20 protein-coding genes are annotated in these 22,531 nt (G+C 42.8%); 11 read left to right on the top strand and 9 right to left on the bottom strand.

The annotated features are described in order from the left end of the window. Window positions 1–51 precede the first annotated feature (51 nt). Both C9J47_RS02745 and C9J47_RS02750 read right to left on the bottom strand, forming a co-directional pair. Window positions 52–3,021 carry a TIM-barrel domain-containing protein gene (locus tag C9J47_RS02745; RefSeq protein WP_107252137.1) on the bottom strand — a complete coding sequence of 990 codons (2,970 nt, stop codon included), beginning with the start codon at window positions 3,019–3,021 and terminating at the stop codon, window positions 52–54. A 183-nt stretch (window positions 3,022–3,204) separates the two neighbouring features. Further along, window positions 3,205–4,587: an aminotransferase-like domain-containing protein gene (locus tag C9J47_RS02750; RefSeq protein ID WP_107252138.1), complete on the bottom strand. Its 1,383-nt coding sequence runs from the start codon at window positions 4,585–4,587 to the stop codon at window positions 3,205–3,207. 163 nt (window positions 4,588–4,750) lie between these two features. Between C9J47_RS02750 and C9J47_RS02755 the strand changes: the two genes are divergently transcribed. From C9J47_RS02755 to C9J47_RS02765, 4 genes are all read left to right on the top strand, one after another. Beyond that, a complete protein-coding gene (locus C9J47_RS02755) occupies window positions 4,751–5,365 on the top strand; it encodes a LysE family translocator (protein WP_107252139.1) in 615 nt (204 codons plus the stop codon). A gap of 199 nt (window positions 5,366–5,564) precedes the next feature. Beyond that, window positions 5,565–6,878, top strand: coding sequence for an anaerobic C4-dicarboxylate transporter family protein (locus C9J47_RS02760; RefSeq protein ID WP_107252140.1), 1,314 nt, complete (start codon window positions 5,565–5,567; stop codon window positions 6,876–6,878). A 232-nt stretch (window positions 6,879–7,110) separates the two neighbouring features. After that, a complete protein-coding gene (locus C9J47_RS26910) occupies window positions 7,111–7,251 on the top strand; it encodes a hypothetical protein (protein WP_170107416.1) in 141 nt (46 codons plus the stop codon). A gap of 105 nt (window positions 7,252–7,356) precedes the next feature. Then, the gene (locus tag C9J47_RS02765; protein ID WP_107252141.1) at window positions 7,357–8,520 is read left to right on the top strand and encodes a multidrug effflux MFS transporter; all 1,164 of its coding nucleotides are present in this window, start codon (window positions 7,357–7,359) and stop codon (window positions 8,518–8,520) included. Between the two features lie 84 nt (window positions 8,521–8,604). Here the strand turns inward: C9J47_RS02765 and C9J47_RS02770 are convergent, their stop codons facing one another. From C9J47_RS02770 to C9J47_RS02780, 3 genes are read right to left on the bottom strand one after another with little or no spacing between them, the layout of a single operon-like run. Beyond that, entirely contained in the window at window positions 8,605–9,450 is an 846-nt protein-coding gene (locus C9J47_RS02770; protein ID WP_006230521.1) for a dimethyl sulfoxide reductase anchor subunit family protein, read from the bottom strand. A gap of 1 nt (window position 9,451) precedes the next feature. Then, window positions 9,452–10,066, bottom strand: coding sequence for a DMSO/selenate family reductase complex B subunit (locus tag C9J47_RS02775; protein WP_006230520.1), 615 nt, complete (start codon window positions 10,064–10,066; stop codon window positions 9,452–9,454). 10 nt (window positions 10,067–10,076) lie between these two features. Then, window positions 10,077–12,521, bottom strand: a complete 2,445-nt coding sequence (locus C9J47_RS02780) for a DmsA/YnfE/YnfF family dimethyl sulfoxide reductase (RefSeq protein WP_170107417.1) — start codon at window positions 12,519–12,521, stop codon at window positions 10,077–10,079. Window positions 12,522–12,884: 363 nt separating this feature from the next. Here C9J47_RS02780 and C9J47_RS02785 point away from each other — a divergent pair, with 363 nt between their 5' ends. The 5 genes from C9J47_RS02785 (at window position 12,885) to C9J47_RS02805 (ending at window position 16,500) form a co-directional block, all read left to right on the top strand. Continuing rightward, window positions 12,885–13,469 carry a molecular chaperone TorD family protein gene (locus tag C9J47_RS02785; RefSeq protein WP_107252143.1) on the top strand — a complete coding sequence of 195 codons (585 nt, stop codon included), beginning with the start codon at window positions 12,885–12,887 and terminating at the stop codon, window positions 13,467–13,469. Next, window positions 13,469–14,026 (top strand): ferredoxin-type protein NapF, encoded by a 558-nt coding sequence (locus C9J47_RS02790; protein WP_107252144.1) that lies wholly within the window; start codon window positions 13,469–13,471, stop codon window positions 14,024–14,026. The genes C9J47_RS02785 and C9J47_RS02790 overlap by 1 nt, the downstream gene beginning before the upstream one ends. Window positions 14,027–14,176: 150 nt before the next feature. Then, window positions 14,177–14,554, top strand: a complete 378-nt coding sequence (locus C9J47_RS02795) for a SpoIIAA family protein (RefSeq protein ID WP_107252145.1) — start codon at window positions 14,177–14,179, stop codon at window positions 14,552–14,554. Window positions 14,555–14,736: 182 nt separating this feature from the next. Next, the gene (locus C9J47_RS02800; protein WP_107252146.1) at window positions 14,737–15,477 is read left to right on the top strand and encodes a porin family protein; all 741 of its coding nucleotides are present in this window, start codon (window positions 14,737–14,739) and stop codon (window positions 15,475–15,477) included. A 147-nt stretch (window positions 15,478–15,624) separates the two neighbouring features. Then, window positions 15,625–16,500: a 6-carboxytetrahydropterin synthase gene (locus C9J47_RS02805; protein WP_107252147.1), complete on the top strand. Its 876-nt coding sequence runs from the start codon at window positions 15,625–15,627 to the stop codon at window positions 16,498–16,500. A 269-nt stretch (window positions 16,501–16,769) separates the two neighbouring features. Here the strand turns inward: C9J47_RS02805 and C9J47_RS02810 are convergent, their stop codons facing one another. The 4 genes from C9J47_RS02810 to C9J47_RS02825 all read right to left on the bottom strand — a co-directional run bounded on the left by C9J47_RS02810 (window position 16,770) and on the right by C9J47_RS02825 (window position 20,556). Further along, window positions 16,770–18,155 (bottom strand): sensor histidine kinase, encoded by a 1,386-nt coding sequence (locus tag C9J47_RS02810; protein WP_107252148.1) that lies wholly within the window; start codon window positions 18,153–18,155, stop codon window positions 16,770–16,772. Window positions 18,156–18,204: 49 nt separating this feature from the next. Next, window positions 18,205–18,993 carry a response regulator transcription factor gene (locus C9J47_RS02815; protein WP_107252149.1) on the bottom strand — a complete coding sequence of 263 codons (789 nt, stop codon included), beginning with the start codon at window positions 18,991–18,993 and terminating at the stop codon, window positions 18,205–18,207. 173 nt (window positions 18,994–19,166) lie between these two features. Further along, a complete protein-coding gene (locus tag C9J47_RS02820; RefSeq protein WP_107252150.1) occupies window positions 19,167–19,865 on the bottom strand; it encodes a spondin domain-containing protein in 699 nt (232 codons plus the stop codon). 10 nt (window positions 19,866–19,875) lie between these two features. Beyond that, window positions 19,876–20,556 carry a spondin domain-containing protein gene (locus tag C9J47_RS02825; protein ID WP_170107450.1) on the bottom strand — a complete coding sequence of 227 codons (681 nt, stop codon included), beginning with the start codon at window positions 20,554–20,556 and terminating at the stop codon, window positions 19,876–19,878. 144 nt (window positions 20,557–20,700) lie between these two features. Here C9J47_RS02825 and C9J47_RS02830 point away from each other — a divergent pair, with 144 nt between their 5' ends. After that, the gene (locus C9J47_RS02830; RefSeq protein WP_107252152.1) at window positions 20,701–21,603 is read left to right on the top strand and encodes a DMT family transporter; all 903 of its coding nucleotides are present in this window, start codon (window positions 20,701–20,703) and stop codon (window positions 21,601–21,603) included. A gap of 130 nt (window positions 21,604–21,733) precedes the next feature. Further along, window positions 21,734–22,390 carry a DsbA family oxidoreductase gene (locus tag C9J47_RS02835; RefSeq protein WP_107252153.1) on the top strand — a complete coding sequence of 219 codons (657 nt, stop codon included), beginning with the start codon at window positions 21,734–21,736 and terminating at the stop codon, window positions 22,388–22,390. The last annotated feature ends 141 nt before the right edge of the window (window positions 22,391–22,531 follow it).

The raw sequence follows: 22,531 nt of genomic DNA on the forward strand, positions 1-22,531 counted from the left end.
ACGTCATCTAATAAGCCTCCGGCTTTGCCGGAGGTCATTTAACTAAAGGATCTAGATTTTGGTTACTGTATAGGAGTTGCTATTGTCAAACAACGTAATGCGATATGTACCTTCCCCCTCTCGGATATCTATGTCAGCCCCGTTAAGTTCAAAACTACCGTCTGAGCCGTTATCTCCAAAGTTTTTTCTCCAGTCTCCGAAAACATCGAACTTGAACTGTTCGTTACTGCTAGCACCAAAGCTAACTTCAACTTGCCAAGTATAGTCTGCGATTAGAGTCATCTTTGTACTAGCCCAGTTATTATTGGTACCACGGACAGCAAGGCTGGGTTGGTTCGATGCAAAACCGCAGTTGTGTTGACACTGCGCAGTTGTGATCTCGATGGTCTTGATATTTTCCACTGATTCGACTCCTGTTCGTATCGAAATGACGCTCCCTTCTTTAATCCAGCCTTTTGCTCCATCGGCTTCCAATGCAATACGATTCGCCAAGCTAGTGAGTGGTGAGCCATTTAGGGTGACAGTGGCGCTGTCGTCAGAATTGATCAGATAACGTACTTCGTTGTTACGACTACTGAGTGCTCCGGCAAAGTTGCCATGCGCGGCGTCGATGGTAATTTGGACCCCGTTGCTGATCGGCGTTTGGTTGATCAAGGTTTCGCGTACCAGGTAATGCGGTACGCTGTTGGTGTCGTAAGAGTCAACTGTAGTACCGTCATCTTCATATAAGGTGAAGTTACTGGCTTTGTCTGACGGGAAGACTTTAACGATCAACTCATCATGACGGGAACCGTCTTTGCGGTGACCAAATACATCCTTGGTTTGTGCGTCGACATACATCATTGGAATTATGGCTCCAGCACGAACATAAGTCGGTACGCGATTGCGGTTTTCTGAAGGGATCCACAGGTTCACATTTGGCAAGGTTATACCATTTACGGTATCGTATTTCTCTAGGGTGTGGTAGTTGTACCAAGACCCAGTAGGCAGATAGACGTCGCGGGTTGCTTTAAACTGGGTGGTCAGGCTAGCGACTAGGATATCTTTCCCTATCATCTTTTGATCTGCTTTACCGCTCAGCGTTTGATCATCCTGATAATAAAAAGGCATTGGCGCGATTACGGGCTCTCCATATTTATAGGCTCGATGGGCCAGAGAATAGTAGTAAGGGATCAGCTCGTAACGCTGTCGTAAATTGCTCAGGTTACCCACGATGTTACCTATCAGCGCCGGAGATGTTTCAGTTATAATGCAGTCGTTCCCTGTAGCTCCGGGCATTCCGCAGTTATTACCGTGAGGTCGCAACGGAATATCTAGCCAAGCCGCATTGGCAAACCAGAGACTGTACATTTCATTTTCGCTGTAGCCAGTTCCTGGCTCAATAGCTGTGTCTTTATTTCCTTTATCGTCGAATTTACGCCAAAACCCACCAATATCCGAACTGTAGTAGTCAATGCCAGCGAAGGACATTTGCATAGCTGCATTATAGTGCATGTTCATGTGATCGAGACGACCACCGATATCACCAGACCATAAACCAACGCCATAGCGTTGAGAGCCCACCGTACCTGCACGAGCAATGGAGTAAGGTCGCTGTGGGTTTTCGGTATGGTTACGCACGTAGCCGTCATAGATCGACTTGCTCCACAGCAGGTTGTGGATATTATTGTAGTCGGCGTGGTTACCGTTGGCATAACAGGAGCTTGGGCGAAAATCTTCTGGTTCACCTAAGTCGGTCCAGTGGCCAAAAATACCCAAATCGATGATGTTAGGTTTGCGCACATTGTCGTGCCACCAAGCAGCTGCCGCATTGTTCGACCAGTCGATCATGCCGCTGATGCCAAACCAATTATTAAATTCGGTAGCATCGCTAGTGCCGCAGTTTTTGGCAAAACCGTCGTGAGCGGCCATACCATCGTAGTTGGTGCCACCATAGTTACCTTGTTTGGATACGTATGATTCTTCGATGGTGATTAGCCCGATGTCGTCTTTTTTCAAACTGGCTACTTTACTAGCAGGATCGGGAAAAGCTTGTTCATCAAAAGACAAGTCACCCATAGGATTAGCATCACTGTTATTTTGCCAGGCGTGTTTGAAACCAAACCAAGCTACATCCAAAAGGGCTCCGTCGAGAGGGAAATTTTTTTGACGTAAGGTTTTGATGGTATCGTCCAGCTCAGCCCAATTATCGTAAGAAAATTCGGATACCCACATCCCCAATGCCTTTTTTGGCAATACGGGTGGACGGCCTACCAGTTCCATGAAATCGCTGCGCAAATCGGGAAGATCCGCTCCGCTCATATAGTAGAGGTTAGTTTCGGCTGCATTTTTGTTGCGGATTTCCCACCATTCACGGGAAAGGTTGAAATCATTTTTGAATTTGGAATCAAGAAACAATGCATAGCTGATGTTGGTGCCAACGGCATACAGCACAGGGAACTGCAAGCGTGGCGTTGTGGCACCAGCATAGGCTCCGTCGCTGTACGTCACGCTACTAAAGGTGTTGCCTCGGTCATCCGGTGTACTGAACCCTCCGGCTTCTAACCATTCACCGTTGACCTGACCGCCGTTATTCAGATCAATAGAGGCAAAGGTTTGACCCAAACCGTATACTGAATGCATACCGAGATTGTGAACGGAAGCGCCATTCCAAGTGTTATCATAGATTGCGGGACAAATAGTGGCACTCTGCTTATTGTTTTGATTTAGTTCGTTAATGGAGATGCAACCGTTGTTGCTGTCTACACTAACGCTCAGCTCTTTCGTGTTGAAGCCATTATCGTTGGGGTTATAGACCTTTGGTCCTGAGTAATCTTTCTTAAATACCATGGCAGTATTTTTTATTGTCGATTCACCGATAGTGTTGCTGTGATGACGAAAAGAGATGTGTATCAGGTCGTCGTCAAGTATTTCAATAACAGTACTGGCTAAACCATAATTAACAACATACGGTTCAGGAATCGAAGCAAAAGATAAACTAGGTGTTAGCATGCAACAAACTGCTAATAATTTATTTTTCATATTAAATTAATCCATAGAGTTAACTAATGTGCACGTGTATGTGCATATGTATTTTCTATGTATTAGCGCTGATAAAGCTCCTCCTTGACTCTACGCCCCCTTGGAATATTTTAATATTTGTGAAACGCGCTCCCTTTTGTAGGGCTTTGTTGCCAACTAAAGCTTTGTGGTCATTTTATACGGCTAGGCAATCCGATAGCTATTGGGCATTACTAGGGATATTTGTTCTTTAATGATTACTAAACCTGTTTTGAGTTGGCTACGACTCGAAGGACCCGTTAGCGATATACGTATTGCCGCTGGTACAGGGTAGCGACCCACTGCAAACATTTCTGCTTCGCGAACATGAATCCCTTTATTACGTAGTTGCTTGCTAAAGCCATAACCCGTTAATGGCTCTGGTAAGGGTATCCAACAGTTAAACCCGGGAATAACCGCATTATTCTGTGATGGGAAGTACTGATTGAATAGCCGATGTCGTGCGCTGAGCTCAAGTGCGATTTCTTTATCAACGGCTTCCATTGCTCCATTGGTTAGCCAGCGACAAACGAGATCGATCATTAATGGGCTAATGTGCATGCAATTGGCGCGTAATGTTCGCTGCAAGGTATCTTTTAGTGTTAGCGGCATGATGAGATAGCCGACCCGTAACCCTCCGGCAAAATATTTCGAGAAACTACCGACATAAATAGTGATATCGGGAGCTATTGCAACCAACGGTGTTTTTCGGTGACTAGGTGGGCAATACAGCACATCATCTTCAATAATTAAAACGTTATACCGACGGCAAATCTCAATGATTTTTAGGCGACGACTATCGTTAATTTGTGTGCCTGTTGGGTTTTGAATTGCTGGGGTTAAATAGAGGAGTCGTGGTTTGTGACGTTTGCAGTGTAGATCTAAATCTTCTGGAACAATACCTGCCTCATCCAACTGTACAGGCACTAATTTACGTTCTGCCTGCTGGCAAGCATTGATAAATTCTGCATAGCATAAGCCTTCAACCAGAATGGTGTCTTTGGGGCGAGAAAGCGACTGTAAAATAATGGCTAGGCTATGCTGACCGCCATAAGTCCAAATCAAGCGGCGATTATCAATATCAACGTTTAGCCGATCGTTTAGCCAATGCTGCAAGGTTCTGTTATGCCCATGCAACCCTTCTGCACTGTAATAATCGAGCACGGCTTTTTGTGCGGTGGGCTCGTGAGATAAGTCTTGCAGAATAGTTGAAAGATGCTGTTGTTGGCTTAGTAACAGTGGGCGGCAAATAGCGAGATCAATACCTTCCTGTGAGGTTACAGGGTGATAAAAGGTTTGTTGCTCAGATTGCCTATCTTTTACGTATGTACCACTACCTACCTTTGGCTCAATCAGCCCCCTTCGTTCTAATTCCTGATAGGCGCGGGTTACCGTACCGACTGTTACTCCAAGGCGATATGACAATATACGCTGTGGCGGCAATTTAGTGTTTATTGCTAATTCGTTGCTTTCGATAGCTTCAGTTAACGCATCAGCCAGTGCAATAAATTTAGGACCAGTACGGTTAGAGATATCAGGAATGAACATTGTTACCTTCGATAGGGGTACATTTAAATACTGAATATAGGATAGATAAGGCTTAATAAGAAAGAAATAGAAGAATTGTTATGGTGACGCATGAACAATAGGTGAATCGCACAGTCTTTCGTTACGCTCGTTATATTAAACGGCTAAGCATGAAGGAATGAAGATGAGTACGGTATGGGATTTATTGCCTGCGATGAGTGTGTTTGCTTTTGTAACGGCGATGACACCGGGGCCCAATAACTTTCTATTGGCAAGCTCTGGTGCTCAATTTGGTATACGTCAGTCGCTACGTCATTTGGTTGGAATCCGTATTGGTGTTATTGGTCTGGTGCTGTTATGCGCCGGTGGGGTCGCATTAGCCCTTAAACAGCACCCAGAGCTTTACCGTGTTTTACAGTTTCTAGGGCTGGGTTATATGCTCTGGCTGGTGGTGAAATTGATGTGCTTTAATGCGATAGGTAAAAGTAGAAGTGCGGGAAAGCCGTTATCAATGAAACAGGCAATGCTATTCCAGTTGGGTAATGTAAAAGCATGGATGGGCTCATTAGCACTAGTAACCAGTTACAGTTTGCCAAGCCATTATTGGTTATCTGTATTCAATATCGTGGTGGTGTTCACTGTCTTTGGGCTGTTTGCAAATACCTGCTGGGCGGGAGTCGGGCGTTGGATCAATCAATACTTAAATACCTCTTTGAAGCAGCGTGCTTTTAATGTCAGCTTAGGCTGCATGACTCTGCTGTCATTACTGCCCGCAATCACGGAAATGATCAAGTTGTAATTAAATTGTCAGATTTATTTACAGTGTATACGTACTTTCATCACCGCTTGATAACAGTTAAATAATAACAGCAAAATTAACCACTTATAAAAGATGGTCTCTTTTGTTTTGTGTGATGAATAGCTGATAATTACGTTTATGAAATCAATATCATGTGCCACTTGAATTTATTTTAAACGTAGTCATCAGGGAGATTGATGTGTTTGTTGTTGAATTTTTAATTGTACTGGTTTGTATCTTAATTGGTGCACGGATTGGTGGTATCGGGTTAGGTGTCATGGGCGGTGTGGGTTTGGCCATACTGAGTTTTGTGTTTGGTATGCAACCAACCAGCCCACCAATCGATGTAATGTTGATGATCATGGCAGTTGTGGCTGCTGCGGCTTCAATGCAAGCGGCGGGCGGTTTGGATTTTTTAATCAAAATTGCTTCTAATATTCTGCGTAAAAACCCTCGTCACATCACTTTTATTGCGCCGATTGTCACTTACTTTTTCACGATGATGGCGGGTACTGGTCACGTAGCTTATTCAGTATTGCCTGTTATCGCGGAAGTGAGTCGCCGTAGTGGTATTCGCCCTGAGCGCCCTATGGGTATGGCGGTTATCGCTTCACAATTTGCTATTGTTGCTAGCCCGATTGCGGCTGCTGTGGTAGCACTTGTGGCATTCTTGGAGCCGCAAGGTATTACACTGGCTGACGTATTATTGGTGACGATTCCATCAACGATGCTGGGCTTGGCTGCAGCGTGTGTGATCGTGAATAAGCTAGGTAAAGAGCTGAAAGACGATCCAGAATATCAGCGTCGCTTGCAAGATCCTGCATTCCGTGAAGAAATGGAAAAAGAGGTAAAGGTTGAAGATTTAGTCATTCAACCAGAAGCAAAAAAAGCCGTATCTTTGTTCTTATTCGGCTCATTGATTGTGGTGGTGATGGGGGCCTTCCCGTTCTTGCGTCCAAGCTTCGATGGTCACCCTATGGGAATGGCGCACACCATTGAAATTGTGATGTTGTCGGTTGCGGCGTTGATTATCTTAATCTGTAAGCCTGATGGCTATGCGATCACGCAAGGTTCGGTGTTCCATGCTGGTATGCGTGCGATTGTCGCGATTTTTGGTATCGCATGGCTGGGCGACACCTTCATTGCAGGACACGGTGAGATGGTAAAAGAAGCCGTATCAGGCTTAGTGGAAGTGGCACCGTGGACATTCGCGTTTGCGTTGTTTGGCTTATCTGTAATGGTTAACAGCCAAGGCGCAACAACAGCTGTATTAGTACCTGTGGCAATTACCTTGGGTCTACCACCGACAGTAATCATTGCAACTTTCGTGGCTGTGAACGGTTATTTCTTCATTCCAAACTATGGTCCTATTATCGCGTCGATTGATTTCGACCGTACTGGCACTACCAAAATCGGTAAGTATATTTTCAACCATAGCTTTATGATGCCGGGCTTACTAAGCATGGTATTTAGTATCATCTTCGGACTGATTTTTGCTGGTATTGTATTGTAATTGATTAGCTTGTTATCGAAGCGAATCATTTAGATGATTTGTTAACGATGTGTAGAAAAGCCAGTGCAGTAATGCGCTGGCTTTTTTGTATCTGATTGTTCGATAGTGTCTTTGGTGGTTCTATTCGCTTAATGGTGTTCTTTAGTCATCATATATTTAAACAGCTTATAAGTGGACTGATTATAAAGATATAGCGCGACTTAAACCGCACTACTCAATATGAAGCGACGACTTGCACGAGTGGGGGAAAGTACAGTTTGCCGCCTTTAAGTACCCGCGTAGTGTTGAAATTCGTCAGCAGTTGCCGATGAGTGCCACAGGTAAAATCTTGAAGAAAGATTTGAAAGCCGAAATGACACCGGTTACTGCGTAATATCGAATTGTCCTTATTTTGATATTTATTGTCTTTATGTTTGTAATGGGTAGGCGCTTAACTCGGTAAAGTACCTCTCATTGAAACACTGATGAGAAATTGAACATGAACAGAAAACCGAGTACGTGGTTAGTGGTGGCGTTAATGATGTTTCCGCAAATAGTGGAAACCATTTACAGCCCTGTGTTGCCACACATTGCAGAGGCATTTAATGTCTCTTTTCAGACGGCTGCACAAACCTTATCGGTCTATTTTATTGCGTTTGCCTTTGGTGTGGTCTTCTGGGGACGCATGTCAGATGTAATCGGCCGACGACGAGCGATGTTAGCGGGTTTATTGACCTATGGGGTTGGCGCCGGATTGGCGGTTGTAGCGACCTCGTTTGATGTTGTATTGATTGCACGCATTGTCTCTGCGTTTGGTGCCGCTGTAGGGTCGGTGGTCACACAGACCATGCTGCGTGATAGCTATCAAGGTTCTGAACTGGGCAAAGTGTTCTCACTAATGGGCATGGGTATTGCCATTAGTCCTGTGGTCGGCTTAATGAGTGGTAGTGTGCTGGCAAGCACTTGGGGTTATGTCGGCGTATTTGTTGCGGTAATGGCGTTGGCATTTGTGTTATGGAGTATCTCTACGGTTTGCTTACCCGAAACTCGTCCTGAGGTTGTGCAGTCAGTTTCGGTGGGGGTAATTGCCCGTAAGATGATTCGTGACGGTGCGTTATGGCGCAGTGCGGGTTTGGTGGCGTTATTCAACCTGATGTTGTTTGGTTATTACGGATTAGCCCCGTTTTTGTTTTCACATCTTAGTTTGTCGTCTGAAGCTTTTGGCTACAGCGGTATTGCGTTGGCACTGGGATCGTTACTGGGCAGTATGCTGAATAAGCGGTTATTGGCACGAGGTTTGTCGGCGTATTCTTTGGTGAAGCTGGCAAGTGGCACAGCCTTAATCGGCAGTGTTGGTGTTTTTGTAACGCAATCTCAGCTGTGGTTAGGCTACCCGATATTCTTATTGCCAATGATGCTGGTGGTCATGGGTTTTGGCGTCGCAATTCCGAATATTTTGGCGCATGCATTAGCCGATTACAAAACGGTTGCTGGTACGGCGGGGGCATTATTTGGTTTAGGTTATTACTTGATGCTGGGTGGTCTGTTAGCAGTGGCTGGTATGGTACAAAACTTAGGAGTTGTACTTGTGATAGGGGCATCGTTGGCAGTGGTATTGTCATTACTCCGTACAAGTGCATCGAATGCGATTATGGTCAGATAATTAATGGATTTGGTATAAGCTAAGGTCGCAGTAAAAGAAAAGGGAAGTCAGTGCGACTTCCCTTTTATGTTTCAAATAATATTATTACATACCAACCGTCATGTGCAGACCGTAGAACATGCCACGGCTCACTAATTCTGACGAGAATACCAAGATGAAGCTAAGTAGCATCACAGGTACACCTGGACGGCTTACCATCAAGCGAGGTACAAACCAGACGCCAAGGGCTGCTAGTAAAAGTCCCACACGTAAGATTTGTAACTGCATCATGTCAGGGATCAAATCAGACGCTGATACGATGGCAGTATTAATGTCACCCAGTGAAATCATTTGGCTAACAGTTGCAATCACACTGACGGCAACCGCGATCGCACCAAATAACGGTAGTGCATTATCTAAGGCTGCCATCTTATGATCAGAAGCAGTCAGTAGCATGTGACCGAAAATCAGACCAGAAATAATGGTTGTTAAGATAAATGCCATTGGCGTGTAGACGGTGTCCCATGTTGGCACTGTGTCGATAAGGTACACTTTGATCATCGAGTACATGAAGCTCACACCAATGATCATAGCAATCACCAATAAAGCTTTACGTAACGACTCTGCGCCTTTGTCGAGTACTTCCAGTAGCCAATAGAAACCACCCGCAGCAAAGAACAAGCTGCCCGTGAAGATCTCATTAGACAGCCATGAACTGCCCACTTGGTTCAAAGCATTCATCGCGCGTAATGGGCTGCCAAGGTGCACGGTAGATGCCATGAAACCTAGGCCCATTAAGACCCAAATGAAAAACATGTTTTTATGTAAGCGGTCACTTTCACCGATACACAGTTTGCCTGCCAAGATAATGCAGCCAAGCAGTAAGAATGCACCCACTGCGGTTTGTGCTAATACCGTGAATAGAATCAACGGCCATTCATGCCAAGCCATGTTATACCTCCTTCGGATTTGCCAAGTGACCGGTTTGATCATCCGTCGGACGCGCATTTCGGTTCAGCTTAATGACAATGTTTGGTTTTGTTGTTAGTGATGACGGTAAAGGAGCAACATCTGCATTTGTACCGTATTTTTCACGCAATTCCGCTATCGGACCAAACTCCAGTGCCCGCAGTGGACAAGACCCAACACAGATTGGCTCTAGCCCTTGACCAACACGTTCGTAACAGCCGTCACACTTGGTCATGTGACCTTTTTCTTCATTGTACTGAGGTGCGCCGTATGGGCAGGCCATTTCACAGTATTTACAGCCGATGCAAACATCTTCATCGACAATCACGAAGCCGTCTTCACGTTTGTGCATAGCGCCACTTGGGCATACTTTGGTACAAGCAGGTTCGTCACAATGGTTACAAGCGATTGAAAGGTAGTATGAGTACACATCCTGACGGAAGGTATCACCATCTTTAATCCAGTTGCCGCCTGCGTATTCATAGATGCGGCGGTAGTTCACGCCGATGTCTAAGTCTTTGTTATCTTTGCAAGATAGCTGACATGTTTTACAGCCAGTGCATTTGCTTGAATCGATATAAAAGCCGTATTGTTTCATTATTTAACCCTTATGCCTTCTTCACAAGTTGCACGTCGACTAAGTTTGTATGCTGTGGGTTGCCTTTTGCTAATGGGCTAGGGCGCTGAGTGGTCAGTACGTTAATACAGCCACTGTGATCGATACGTTGTCCATCAGGGGCGTACCAAGCACCTTCACCTAACGCGACAACACCAGGCATCATTCGTGGTGTGACTTTTGCGTTGATGTGCACTTCACCACGGTCGTTGAAGATACGAATCAGATCACCATTTTTTATCCCACGCGTTTGGGCATCAAGAGGGTTCAACCACATCTCTTGCTTGGCGGCATCTTTTAATATATCAACGTTACCGTACGTCGAGTGAGTACGTGACTTATAATGGAAACCTGTTAATTGAAGCGGGTAGTTACCTTGTTTAGAGGCTTCCCATCCTTCGAAATTAGGTGTGTAAACCGGTAATGGATGGATTGTTTCATCTGCATCCAATTCCCATGTTTGACCTATGCTAGCCAAGCGTTCTGAGTAAATTTCAATTTTACCTGAGGGTGTTCTTAGCGGATTCGCTTTAGGGTTTTCACGGAAATCTTTATAAGCGACAAAATGCTCTTTCACAAATCGCTTATAAATACCTTGCTCACGCATGGCTTCGAACGTTGGTAGCGATGGATCTTGTTCGCGAGTTAGTTGGTATAAGTGACGTAACCAACCTTCTTGATCGCGACCTTCAGTAAAGGTTTCTTCAACCCCTAATTTCTGTGCCAAACCAGTACAGATATCGTAAATACTCTTTGCTTCAAATTGTGGTTTAATCGCTTGTGATGCAAAGATGAAATACGGCATGTTGCCTGCTGATGCATCCATACAGAAATCGGATTGCTCAGAGGTGGTTAAATCAGGTAGTACGATATCGGCATATTTAGCAGATGACGTCATGTGGTTATCTATTACCACAATCATTTCACAGGCTTTTTCATCTTGAAGAATGTCATGAGTACGGTTGATATCAGCATGCTGATTAATCAAACAGTTACCAGCATAATTCCAGATGAACTTAATAGGCACATCAAGTTTTTCTTTGCCGCGAATACCATCGGCCGTTGCTGTCATTTCAGGACCTCGGAAAATAGCATCAGTCCACAAGAACATTGGGATAGATACTTCAATTGGGTTCTGTAATGTAGGGAAGCGAACAAAAGGAATACTAGAGCTGCTTTCGCGTGCTCCTGTACCACCACCGTTAAGGCCAACATTACCGGTTAATAAGGCCAGCATTGCAATCGCACGAGATGCAATTTCGCCATTAGCGGTACGTTGTAGTCCCCAGCCTTGAATAATGGCACAAGGCTTAGTTGAGCCTATTTCGCGAGCTGCTTTGATAATAATGTCTGCAGGAATTCCCGTAATTGATGAAGCCCACTCAGGGGTTTTCTCTACTTCATCATTGCCTAACCCTAAAATATAAGACTTATAATCGCTGTTTGCAGGGGCTGAAGCTGGTAATGTTTTTCCATCATAACCGACACAGTATTTATCAAGGAAAGCTTGATCAACCAAGTCTTCTTTGATCATTACATGTGCCATTGCCGCAATAAACGCAGTATCTGTACCAGGACGAATAGGGATCCACTGATCTTCACGTCCACCGGCGGTATCGGTATAGCGAGGATCGATTACGATCATGCGAGCATTAGATTTTTCTTTGCCTTCCATGAAGTGGTGAATAACACCACCACCAGACATACGCGTTTCTGCTGGGTTATTACCAAACTGTACGATTAGCTTGGTATTTTCTAAATCAGAAGGGGAGTTATTTGCCGCAAAACCACCGTAAGTGTAGTTCAGACCTACGGCAATTTGTGCCGTTGAGTAATCACCATAATGGTTTAAGTAGCCACCGTTTAGGTTCATCAAGCGAGCAATTAAACTACCGCCAGGAGGCCATGATTTGGTTACTGTACCGCCTAGAGTACCAGTACCGTAATTCAAGTAAATTGCTTCATTGCCGTAGTCTTTACGAATAGTGGTAATAGAAGCTGCGATCTCACTGAAAGCTTCATCCCAACTAATGCGTTTGAATTTACCTTCACCACGCTTGCCTACGCGTTTCATTGGATATTTCAAGCGATCAGGGTTATATACGCGGCGACGCATTGAACGACCACGTAAGCAAGCACGTACTTGGTGATGACCGTATTCGTCATTACCTGTGTTATCGGTTTCAACCCACTTTATTTCGCCATCAGATACATGCATACGTAATGGGCAGCGGCTGCCACAGTTTACGGTACAAGCACTCCATACAACTTTGTCTTCCGTTGGTGCGGTTGGCGTTGCAGCGAAAGCGGAATTTGATTTGAATGGAAGGGTAACACTGCTGGCTACGGCGGCTAAACTGCCTAAGACGGAACCTGTTTTCACAAAGTTACGACGAGATAATTTAGGTGCTAGTAGCTCTTTCAGTTTTATTTTCATAGCACGACATTCTCTGTGTTATTGCTGACACAATTGTTTTTTATATGATTAATAAATAACGGTTATGATTTAAGTTCTACTCTTTAAGTGGTAGAGCTATATTAGCCATACTTTCTGTTTTGTTGCCTCTTTACTATGTCTTGCATCAATAAAAACGAGGGAGAGAAACGGGCTGTATTTATATTTGTATAATCTCTGATTAAGATCACGGTTATTAAGAGAAGTTGATGCTTTACAAGCATTTACGTATTGCTAATCATTCTTATTCAGTTATTAATAATATTCAAAATTGCGTTAAAACAATTTTCTTATAATGTTCTTGGGGTAGACTCAAAATGTATCTAGTCCAAATAATGAGGAATTATGGAAAACATCGCAATTGTTGCAAAGTTATTAGGCAGCTTCTTTTATTTCCCATTGGCGCATGAAAATAATATTCAATATTTAGACGCGATTAAAAATAGTGATGACGTAAATGAAACCGCTTTTTCTGCATTTATTTCTGCAGTAGAAAGTACAAATGAAGAAGCGCTACGAGCTGATTTTCAATTATTGTTTGAAGGTTGTGAAATAATGCCTGCGCCACCATGGGGATCGGTTTATTTAGATCGTGAACAAGTGATCTTTGGTGATTCTACGTTACGTTTGCGACACTTTTTAGCTAGTCACAATATGCTGTTAGATACAGGTATGCGAGAACCGGAAGATCAATTTGGATTAACCCTATTAGCCTTAGCCAATATTATTGATCAATGTGACGATGTAACGATCGTGACTGCTTTGTTGGCCGAACACCTTTTGCCGTGGGCATATCATTACCTTGCATTGGTACAGAAACACGGTCAGACAGATGTGTATAAAGTACTGGCTGAGATAACTGAAGAGTGGTTAAGCGCGGTTCAGGTTGAATTGAAGGTAACACCTCAAACGTATAAATTATATTTCTGATGGCCGAGCGTAACGAAAAATATTATCGGGCGTGTCTAGAGCATTACTCCGTAAGCCGACGAGGCTTATTAAGAGGATTATTCTCTGGTGCGAATAAAGCGGTTCAGGTGCCAGATGAAATATCGGTAAAACGTTCTGTTCCTCGTCCACCAGGTGCTGTAGAAGAAGGTGTGTTTTTACAGTTATGCCAATCATGCAATTACTGTGAAACGGCATGTGCGCAGCAAGTGATTGAAATGGTTGATGGGCGGCCTCAGCTTAATCTAGATTACAATCACTGCACACAATGCGGTGCATGCCAAAAAGCCTGTTCGACTGGTGCATTATCATCAATAAACAATGATATTGGTTTACGTCCATCATTCTCGAAAGGATGTAATAATCGCTTGTCTGGCGAATGCCTAATCTGTGCTGATGCTTGCCCACAGTTGGCGATCTCTGTTTCTTCTCGGCAGTTACCCGTTATAAATGAAGAACTGTGTTTTGGGTGCGGTCAGTGTCGTTCGGCATGTTTTACTGGTGCTGTTCAGCTGGAATGGCAAACAGCTCGCCATTAAGCGAGCTGTAAAATTTCATCTATATCTTTTTATGCAACAAAGATTGGCTTCCTTAGCACTATTTATTCCTCTAAATCAATATTGTAGAAATGACGAACTACACTTTATTGATGAACTTAGCGGTAATACTTTTGTTTTTTAGGAGGTAAGATGAGCGCTCTACACGGATTAACCATTGAAATTGATCGTGATCGTAATAACTTCTTTATGGAAATAAAAGCAATCGGTACGTTAACGCATGCTGATTACGAAAAAATTACCCCGATCATTGATGAAGCGTTGGAAGGTGTAACAGTGCCTATTGTGAATGTTTATATCGATGGAACTGAATTCGATGGTTGGCAGTTACAAGCCGCGTGGGATGATCTAAAAATTGGATTAAAGCATGGCAAGAAATTCGATAAAGTGGCTTTATACGGTAACCAGCATTGGCAAGAAGTGATGTCAAAAATTGGCAGTTGGTTTGTATCGGGTGAAGTTAGATATTTTGACGATCCACTCGAAGCATTAGCATGGTTAAGAGATTAGGTTCACTGGAAAGAATGGATGAACAGTGATTGGGGTTATTAAAATTTGCCAAAAATGTGCAATTATTATTGTTTTCATACATTTTAATTAAATTTAATCACTGTATGAATGATTTTTTTACGATAAAATTAAACGACGTTCGATATGTAACTGCTTGAATCTATATAATACAGGCTTAAAGAATGAAAATAACTACGATCGCATCCGTCATCACTACCGCTTTAATTCCCGTCATGTTTTCTTCAACGTGTATGGCATATACATCGAATGATGTTGAATCGGTAAATAGTGTTGACGTTGCAAGTACAACGGAAGTACAGAGTGATACAACAACGAAAGCTGCAACAATGCCTCGGTTTGATGATTCGCCACGTTATTTTGTCGGCATTAACGCCGGTAAAAGTAAGTTAAATGGAACCGATATTGCGACATTAGGCAGCGATTCTCAAGAAGCTTCAAGCCCTGATGCAAGTGGCTTTGGTGGTTTGTCTATAGGCCGATACAGCGCTAGTGGTGGCAGCCGTATATATTACAGCTATGAGCAGCATTCGGCAGACACACAATTTAGCTCTGCCTTATCTTACTCGACGAAAACGAGCTTGCATTTACTGAATGCTGATCGTGTTTTTCGTACAGATAAAAGCGTAAACCCTTTCATCGGATTACATTTTGGTTATGGTAAAACGAAATCTGATTCCGAACTTTCTAGTGGTTATAAAGACTCTGGGCTTGTCTTTGGTTTACAAGCAGGTGTTGCTTGGCGTGCCAGTGAACAATTTACCATTGAGCTAGGGCTTCGCCATACGGTTTTGCCTGATGACTCTAAAGAATGGTCTGCGACAAGCGGTGGTAACACCTATAAGTTTCAGTCAACGCAAAGTACATTGTCTTCAGCGTATTTGGGGGCTAATTACCGCTTCTAATAGTATATTGGGTATATCCACTTTGTTTAAGTAACACGCATTTAGCCTTAATAAGTGCGTGTTCATAACACCACGGTTTACTCAGCCTTTCAGCCGCGTATAATGCCCTCCTCATAAACGACAATCATTATCAATAAGGACTTCATTTTGAAGCTATTTGTCAGAGATCTTACGGTTATTGACGCCTCATACTTGTGTGACGAGCGTGGAATGGTCGGTGAAAGTTGGATTCTTGATGTGGTGATGTCGGGCGAACTGAATGAAATGAGTATGCTGCTTGATTTCAGTCGTGTGAAAAAGCAAATTAAGTTCTTGGTTGATGAGCATGTCGATCATCGTTTGATTGTGCCAAGCAACAATACTGCAATTCGGACATCGACCACTAAATCAGGTTATGCGACGGTAGATTTACTGCGTGGTGATAAATGTATTCACTTACATAGCCCTGAAGAAGCATACTGCTTTATTGATGCAGAAAAAGTAACGATTGAATCTGTGACGGCTTACCTGCATAACGTACTTAAAGGTAACTTGCCTGATAACGTTGAAGGGTTAGAGCTTACTTTACGTCATGAAAAGATTGATGGTCCTTTTTATCATTACAGTCATGGTTTAAAAAAGCATGACGGCAACTGCCAGCGTATTGCTCATGGCCATCGCTCTCCCGTTGAACTGTTTGTTGATGGCGCTCGCCGTACTGAACTTGAACAGCAATGGGCAAATCGTTGGGAAGATATTTATTTAGGCACGAAAGAAGACATGATTTCTGTGGCTGAATTAAACCTTAGCGAACACGCTACATCTATTACCGACGATGGTTATTTTGGGTTTCGTTATACTGCGCCGCAAGGTGAATTCGAACTCGCAATAGCGAAATCAGAAACTGAAATTATTGATACCGATACCACTGTCGAGTTATTGGCATCGTATATTGCTAATGAAGTGAAGCAATCATTGAGTGATGAATCGCTTGAGGTCGTTGCTTACGAAGGTGTCGGTAAAGGCGCAATGGCTTCAGCTTAATCGACTTCTGCTTAATTAGCCTCTGCCGAATAAAAGCCCATTATCATCTGCTTTCACTGCGATGATAATGGTTTTTTTTATCTTATAGAGTATTAGTAATACCAATCTAGACAAATACCTGATCATTCTTGCTGGTTAAAACTGCTAATAACAAGGCAGAAATTTTATAATTAGAATAACTAGTTACTTCAATTTCTGCCTTGTTATTATCAATTTTTCCTGCGCAATTATCTGACCATTTACTTATCTAGAATGGTATAAAACGAAAGTCAGTGGCAAATTCGGAAAATGAAGGATTGCTGGAATACATCGTGTTTTTTCTGCGTGAGTAATTGGCTATTGTGTAGCATTAGAATCGATTGAATGATTCTTGTGCCTAAGCCTAATGATCCCGAAGGGGCATTGTGATCAATACGATTACTGATATTGACCTCAATCTGATTATACCGATCGTTTTTGCTGGGTTGGAAAACAGTTAATTCGATGGCGGAGTGACTGGGGGCATGGCGAATCGCATTTTCTAATAAATTAGAAAAGAGTCGTGACAGTAGCTGCTTATCACCGGTTATTGGTGCAATGTTAGCAATATTTAAATTAAGTGATAGATGCTTCTTTTGTGCATCGATAGCAACGCTTTCTGCTGTTTCGTAGATAATATCTGCCAGTTTGACCGATTCAAAATGCGGGGCGGGCTCAGGCTTTTTATCTCTTGCAAGTTGTAATTGGTGGTGCAATTGTTCTGCCAGTTTTTGAGCATTACGGTGGGCTGTATCAATCAAAGGGTTTGGCTTTTCAGCCTGTAGTTGCCATGTTTCTAAATAACCTAATACGCTTGATAACGGGGTTTTTAAATCATGGCTAAGTTGCATTAGCATTTCATGGCGGAATGTTTCTTGTTGCTGTAATTGAAGAAATTGCTGCTGAATATATTGTGCCATTTGATAAAACTGTATCGTAATAGGCTGTAATTCAGGTACTTGCTGTAAAAAATCAGGCTGTAAACGGAAGTTATCTTTGGCTTGTAAACGTAAACGACGGGTAACTGTTTCCATTGGGGTTAGCAGTGTACGTTTGACCATGAAGTAAGTGACCACGCTAAACCCTACGAGTAAAACCAGCGAGGCTATAAGCACCATTACCATTGGGCCGTAACTTTCTTGTGCTGTTAGCAAGCTGTGTTTCTCACTACCAATGACTACATATAAATAACCAATTATTGAACCAAATTGGCTAATAGGTGCGACTGAAAAGACTTTCTGTTGTTCGGGTAAGCGAGGATCGTCGCCTAGAATGGGAAATGGCGTTTCAGCCAAAAATTGCTTGATAGGAAGAAGGCTAACTTTCCCCATCTGTACTTTACCTTCAGGGGCGGCATGGCTGCGGATATTACCTTGTTGATCAAGAAAGTAAATTTCAAAATCAGGACCTAGTAACATCAAGGTATGAAAAATGGATTTGAGTGCTTCTGGATTGTAGTTTGTGCCTTCCATTAACGGATTATCATCTCGCATATGAGCGGCTAATTCATGATGTAAACGTTGCAGGGTTCGCTGCTCTGTTGTTGCTTGTTGTTGATAAAACAATGAGCCAATCAGTAAGGCAGAAAGAGAAAACCACACACACGTTAGCAGCAATAAACGTAGTTTGAAATTCATGGTGATCCTTCCTTTGTTATGCCGATAGTGCAATTGTTAGATAGCACAATTAAACCGCCTGAAACTTATAGCCAACCCCCCAAATAGTATGAATATACTTATGCCCAGCGTGGCTGGTTTCTAGCTTCGTTCTTAGCCGGTTTACTGTGCTACAAACTGTATGGTGATAGCCAGAAAAGTCGGTATGCCAAACCTGTGCAAGCAGTTCATCTTTGCTATAAACCCGGCCTGGTCTTTTTGCTAAAAAGCACAGCAAGGTGAATTCCGTTGCTGTTAGATTAATCGGCTGCTGGTTCACTTCAACTTGGTGAGACTGTGGCTTAATGGCTAACCCATCAAAATGTAAAACAGGCTCTTGGTTATCTAGCGTATTCTCTGATTCAGTCTGTTGTATTCGTTGGCTTGAACTTGATGATTCGTTGTGGCTCTCTCTACGTAAAATAGCTCTTACTCTTGCTTGAAACTCAAGAACGCTAAAAGGTTTCGTTAAATAGTCATCTGCCCCAGATTCTAAGCCTTCGACTTTGTCTTTTTCACTATCTCTAGCTGTTAGCATCAGTACTGGTGTCCAATTTTCATGCTGGCGCAGTGCGTGGCAAAGTGTTAAACCGTCACCATCGTCGAGCCCTCTATCTAGAATCACTAATGAAAAGTGGTTATCTTTAATTAATTTATCGGCTTTAGATATGGTGGTTGCACGAACAACCTGATGATTTTGCAGTGTTAAGTGCATGCCTATCAGCTCGGCAAGATCGTTATCATCTTCAACAATTAAGATATTAGATGGTGCAATTATTTGGGTTGTTGTAGTTATCTTTGCTGCTGTTGTATTTAACATGATCTTTCCCCGACTATTCGCACGACATGATGTTCTCGTCGTGTTTTAGAATGGCAGTTACACCGTTTTTATCTTCTGGTGTAACTGACCGGATAGGGAAAGAATTCTTTCATTGAATAGCAAAAATTATTCGATTCAAAAGTGCTTTATTCAACAAGTGCTTTATGTCACAACTATTCTGTCCGAGTAATACTTAATCGTGCGCCTGGGTTTAAGAATCGATGGGTTGCGTTTAATACAGAGGTTGCTAGCCCATCATCAAGGCTAATAACACCAGCATGGAATGAAACGCGGTTATTGTCGTCACGTGCACTGTTGAAACCTTCACCACCGGCAGCTGGCCCCGGTATGCTTGCCGCAGATTCATCATTGTTTTCTGTGCCTGAATCCCAAACCGCCATGTTCATATTCAAACTTGCCCCAACAGCTAGCGATGTAAGATCTAATTGGGTTTCTCCCACAAAACCATCATTGGTGTTTACCAGCATGCTGGCGACAGAGATTAAGCTAGCTTGGGTTGGATCAATTGTAAAAGTAATGGTGTCGCTGTTACCTGGTAATACAACCCCTGTACCAGAGAAGCTATAACCGACATTGGTGTTTGTTTCTTTTTCAGCAAGTACCGATGAGTTGTCACCACTTTCAGCTAATATTTCTAGGCCATCACTTGCTGCCTCACCCACTGAAAATAGACGATATTGGTCGTTATGCGCTAATACTGCCAGCGGAGAAAGCGGTTGATTGGGTGTAAGGTTTTTAACGGTAACTGTATAGCTACGGGTTGTTTGCGTAGTGTCTCCATTATTGTCGTTGTCGGGACAACCTACTAGCAGGCTTACACTGGCTGCAATTGCTATCAGACGGAATTTCATATCAGCCTCCTTATTTAACTGTTACAGTCATTATCGCGACTGGATTTAACCAACGGTATGCGCTGCTATTAATGTCGCTTACCCCCCCTGTTGGATTGGTATCACCAAGGTTGCCGGGGTGAATATGTACTTTGTCATTGGTGACTGTGGTTTCGACACCAGTACCGCCTGTACCAAACGTGATAAATGGGGGATTAGGCATGCTTGCTGCTAATTCGTCGTTCGCTTCTGTTCCTGCATCGTAGCTATTTAAGTAAATCTTGTAGGTGCCTGGTGTCGATGGAATAACCCAGCTATCAAGCCCGACAAAACCATCATTAGTGGGCAATAACATGGCAGTGACCGAGAGCCGATCTAGGTTGCCAGTACTTATGGATGTTGTCGCCGCAACACCGGGATTAAGTATGCCACTTGCGGGGTTCTCTATAACGACAGCTCCTGCATTACTGGCTAAAGAGGATAAACCTGAAATATCACCGCCTTCCGCCATTGCTTTCAGTTCTGCCGATGCGTTAGTGCCTGATTCAAATAAATGGACATCAGCACTGTGTGCAGCAATAAGCAGTGGCGTAAAGTAAATCCCTTTTGTTGCGTTGGTTACTGAAATATCAAGCTCTGCCGCCTGTAAGCCCGCAGAACATAAAATAGAGGTACTGATCAAAGAGGCTTTTATTACAGAGGGTAAGTGCATTGTTGTTTTCATCATCGTGTCCATCATGTTATTGGTGATGTTTAAAGCATGACGGATAAATCTGACAAGCATCTCGCGAAATTCTCACAAATTCATCACAATTTTTTTTGCTATTATTGTTACTTCACAGCACTGGGTAGAAGAATGAAAACGATTAAAGCTCACTGTATGGTAATACTTGCGACTATCTTGATTGCGGGCTCTTTTCTTGCCTCGAGTAATCTAACCGGAACGGTTAATCCGATATCGTTGACGTTACTCCGATTCGTCATTGCGACCTTGTGTTTAGCGCCTGTTGTATTATTTACACCAAGATTTCGTAAGCAAATAATGCGTGTATTGCCACGTTGCATGGTGATCAGTTTCTTTTATTCTGGTTACTTCATTTGTTTGTTCGAGGCATTAAAAACGACCACGGTATTAAATACAGGCACGCTTTATACATTAACGCCTTTTATAACCGCCGTGCTGTGTATTTTCTTGTTCAAGATGAAAGTCGGCTTGGTACAGTTTTTTGCTTATATTTTAGGGGCAATTGGTACGCTATGGGTGGTATTTAATGGCAGCCTTAATTCGTTGTTATCGTTATCTTTAAACCAAGGTGATTTGATATTCATGCTGGGTGTCTGCTCAATGTGTGGTTATACCATTGTAATGAAACTGCTTTATCGAAAAGATAACGTCATTGTTCTTACATTTTGTACGCTTTTAGGCGGTACGCTGTGGATGACGATAGCCACAGTGGCGTTGGGCATTCCATTACAGTGGGATTTGCTACAAGGTAACGGTTTGTTAAGTATTATTTATTTGGCAATTGGCGCTACATTACTCACCTCCTATTTATATCAAAAAGCATCTATAGCATTAAACCCAAGCAGTGTTACTGCGTATATCTATATGAGCCCTGCTTGTGTCGCCCTTCTAACATTTCTGATATACGGCGAATCTATTTCAACAGTCATTCTATTTGGTATTGCTTTATCAGCCATTGCTACTCTTTTTTTGCAGATAATGAATGTAAGAAATAGCCACAAATCGGCGCATTAAACGTGACTAACGCTGCGGTTACTCGCGTTATAAACAGCATATGATCACAACGATTAATGTTAGGATGTTATTGAGCACTCACAGAGAGTGCCGATCTATTTGATAAAATAAGAATGTAAAAGAGGTTTTCATGTCAAAGCTCCGTAATATTCGTATCGATATCGTCTCTGATGTTGTATGTCCATGGTGTATTATTGGCTATAGACGCCTTGAAGAAGCACTTGGTGCATTTGAAGGAAAGATAAATGTAGAGCTGTATTGGCAACCTTTCCAAATTAACCCTGACATGCAAAGTGATGGGGAGAATTTAGGCGAACACCTAGCCAAGAAATACGGGTTAACTTCAGAGCAAAGCCAAGCTAACCGTGAAAACCTGATTCAGATCGGGGAGTCTTTAGGCTTTACGTTCAACTTCACCCCAGAATTTAAAATCTATAACACATTTAAAGCGCATCAGTTATTACATTGGGCTGCAAAGCAGGGTAGGCAGCATGCATTAAAGTTAGCTTTGTTTAATGCCTATTTTACTGAGCAGAAAGATCCGAGTGATATTGAATTACTGGTGACGACTGCAATGCAAGTAGGACTTGATGGCGAAGAAGCACGCGCGGTATTAACCGATGAACGTTTTACTGATGATGTGAAAATGAATCAACAAACTTGGACAAATAGTGGTATTCAGTCTGTCCCTTCGATTGTATTGGATCAGAAATATCTAATTTCTGGGGCGCAAGATCCTGAAACATTCATTCAGTCGATTCAGCAAGTGCTTGATGACGCTAGCTAAGCTATTTATTGAAAGCTGCAATTGATGATACTGAAATGATAAAGCCGTAAAATTCATGTCAGCTTATGGTGCAGGCTATATGTGTGTTTGCACCATATTTCCGTTTGAAAAATAGCTTAATCTAATGATGGTTTAACCGAA

The organism is Photobacterium indicum, assembly GCF_003026215.1.
Taxonomy (GTDB): Bacteria; Pseudomonadota; Gammaproteobacteria; order Enterobacterales; family Vibrionaceae; genus Photobacterium; species Photobacterium indicum.

What these genes read in the sequence shown, in the direction of transcription:
- C9J47_RS02745 (WP_107252137.1), bottom strand. Translation starts at nt 3,021, where the DNA reads ATGAAAAATAAATTATTAGCAGTTTGTTGCATGCTAACACCTAGTTTA.
- C9J47_RS02750 (WP_107252138.1), bottom strand. Translation starts at nt 4,587, where the DNA reads ATGTTCATTCCTGATATCTCTAACCGTACTGGTCCTAAATTTATTGCA.
- C9J47_RS02755 (WP_107252139.1), top strand. Translation starts at nt 4,751, where the DNA reads ATGAGTACGGTATGGGATTTATTGCCTGCGATGAGTGTGTTTGCTTTT.
- C9J47_RS02765 (WP_107252141.1), top strand. Translation starts at nt 7,357, where the DNA reads ATGAACAGAAAACCGAGTACGTGGTTAGTGGTGGCGTTAATGATGTTT.
- C9J47_RS02770 (WP_006230521.1), bottom strand. Translation starts at nt 9,450, where the DNA reads ATGGCTTGGCATGAATGGCCGTTGATTCTATTCACGGTATTAGCACAA.
- C9J47_RS02775 (WP_006230520.1), bottom strand. Translation starts at nt 10,066, where the DNA reads ATGAAACAATACGGCTTTTATATCGATTCAAGCAAATGCACTGGCTGT.
- C9J47_RS02780 (WP_170107417.1), bottom strand. Translation starts at nt 12,521, where the DNA reads ATGAAAATAAAACTGAAAGAGCTACTAGCACCTAAATTATCTCGTCGT.
- C9J47_RS02785 (WP_107252143.1), top strand. Translation starts at nt 12,885, where the DNA reads ATGGAAAACATCGCAATTGTTGCAAAGTTATTAGGCAGCTTCTTTTAT.
- C9J47_RS02790 (WP_107252144.1), top strand. Translation starts at nt 13,469, where the DNA reads ATGGCCGAGCGTAACGAAAAATATTATCGGGCGTGTCTAGAGCATTAC.
- C9J47_RS02795 (WP_107252145.1), top strand. Translation starts at nt 14,177, where the DNA reads ATGAGCGCTCTACACGGATTAACCATTGAAATTGATCGTGATCGTAAT.
- C9J47_RS02800 (WP_107252146.1), top strand. Translation starts at nt 14,737, where the DNA reads ATGAAAATAACTACGATCGCATCCGTCATCACTACCGCTTTAATTCCC.
- C9J47_RS02810 (WP_107252148.1), bottom strand. Translation starts at nt 18,155, where the DNA reads ATGAATTTCAAACTACGTTTATTGCTGCTAACGTGTGTGTGGTTTTCT.
- C9J47_RS02815 (WP_107252149.1), bottom strand. Translation starts at nt 18,993, where the DNA reads ATGTTAAATACAACAGCAGCAAAGATAACTACAACAACCCAAATAATT.
- C9J47_RS02820 (WP_107252150.1), bottom strand. Translation starts at nt 19,865, where the DNA reads ATGAAATTCCGTCTGATAGCAATTGCAGCCAGTGTAAGCCTGCTAGTA.
- C9J47_RS02825 (WP_170107450.1), bottom strand. Translation starts at nt 20,556, where the DNA reads ATGCACTTACCCTCTGTAATAAAAGCCTCTTTGATCAGTACCTCTATT.
- C9J47_RS02830 (WP_107252152.1), top strand. Translation starts at nt 20,701, where the DNA reads ATGAAAACGATTAAAGCTCACTGTATGGTAATACTTGCGACTATCTTG.
- C9J47_RS02835 (WP_107252153.1), top strand. Translation starts at nt 21,734, where the DNA reads ATGTCAAAGCTCCGTAATATTCGTATCGATATCGTCTCTGATGTTGTA.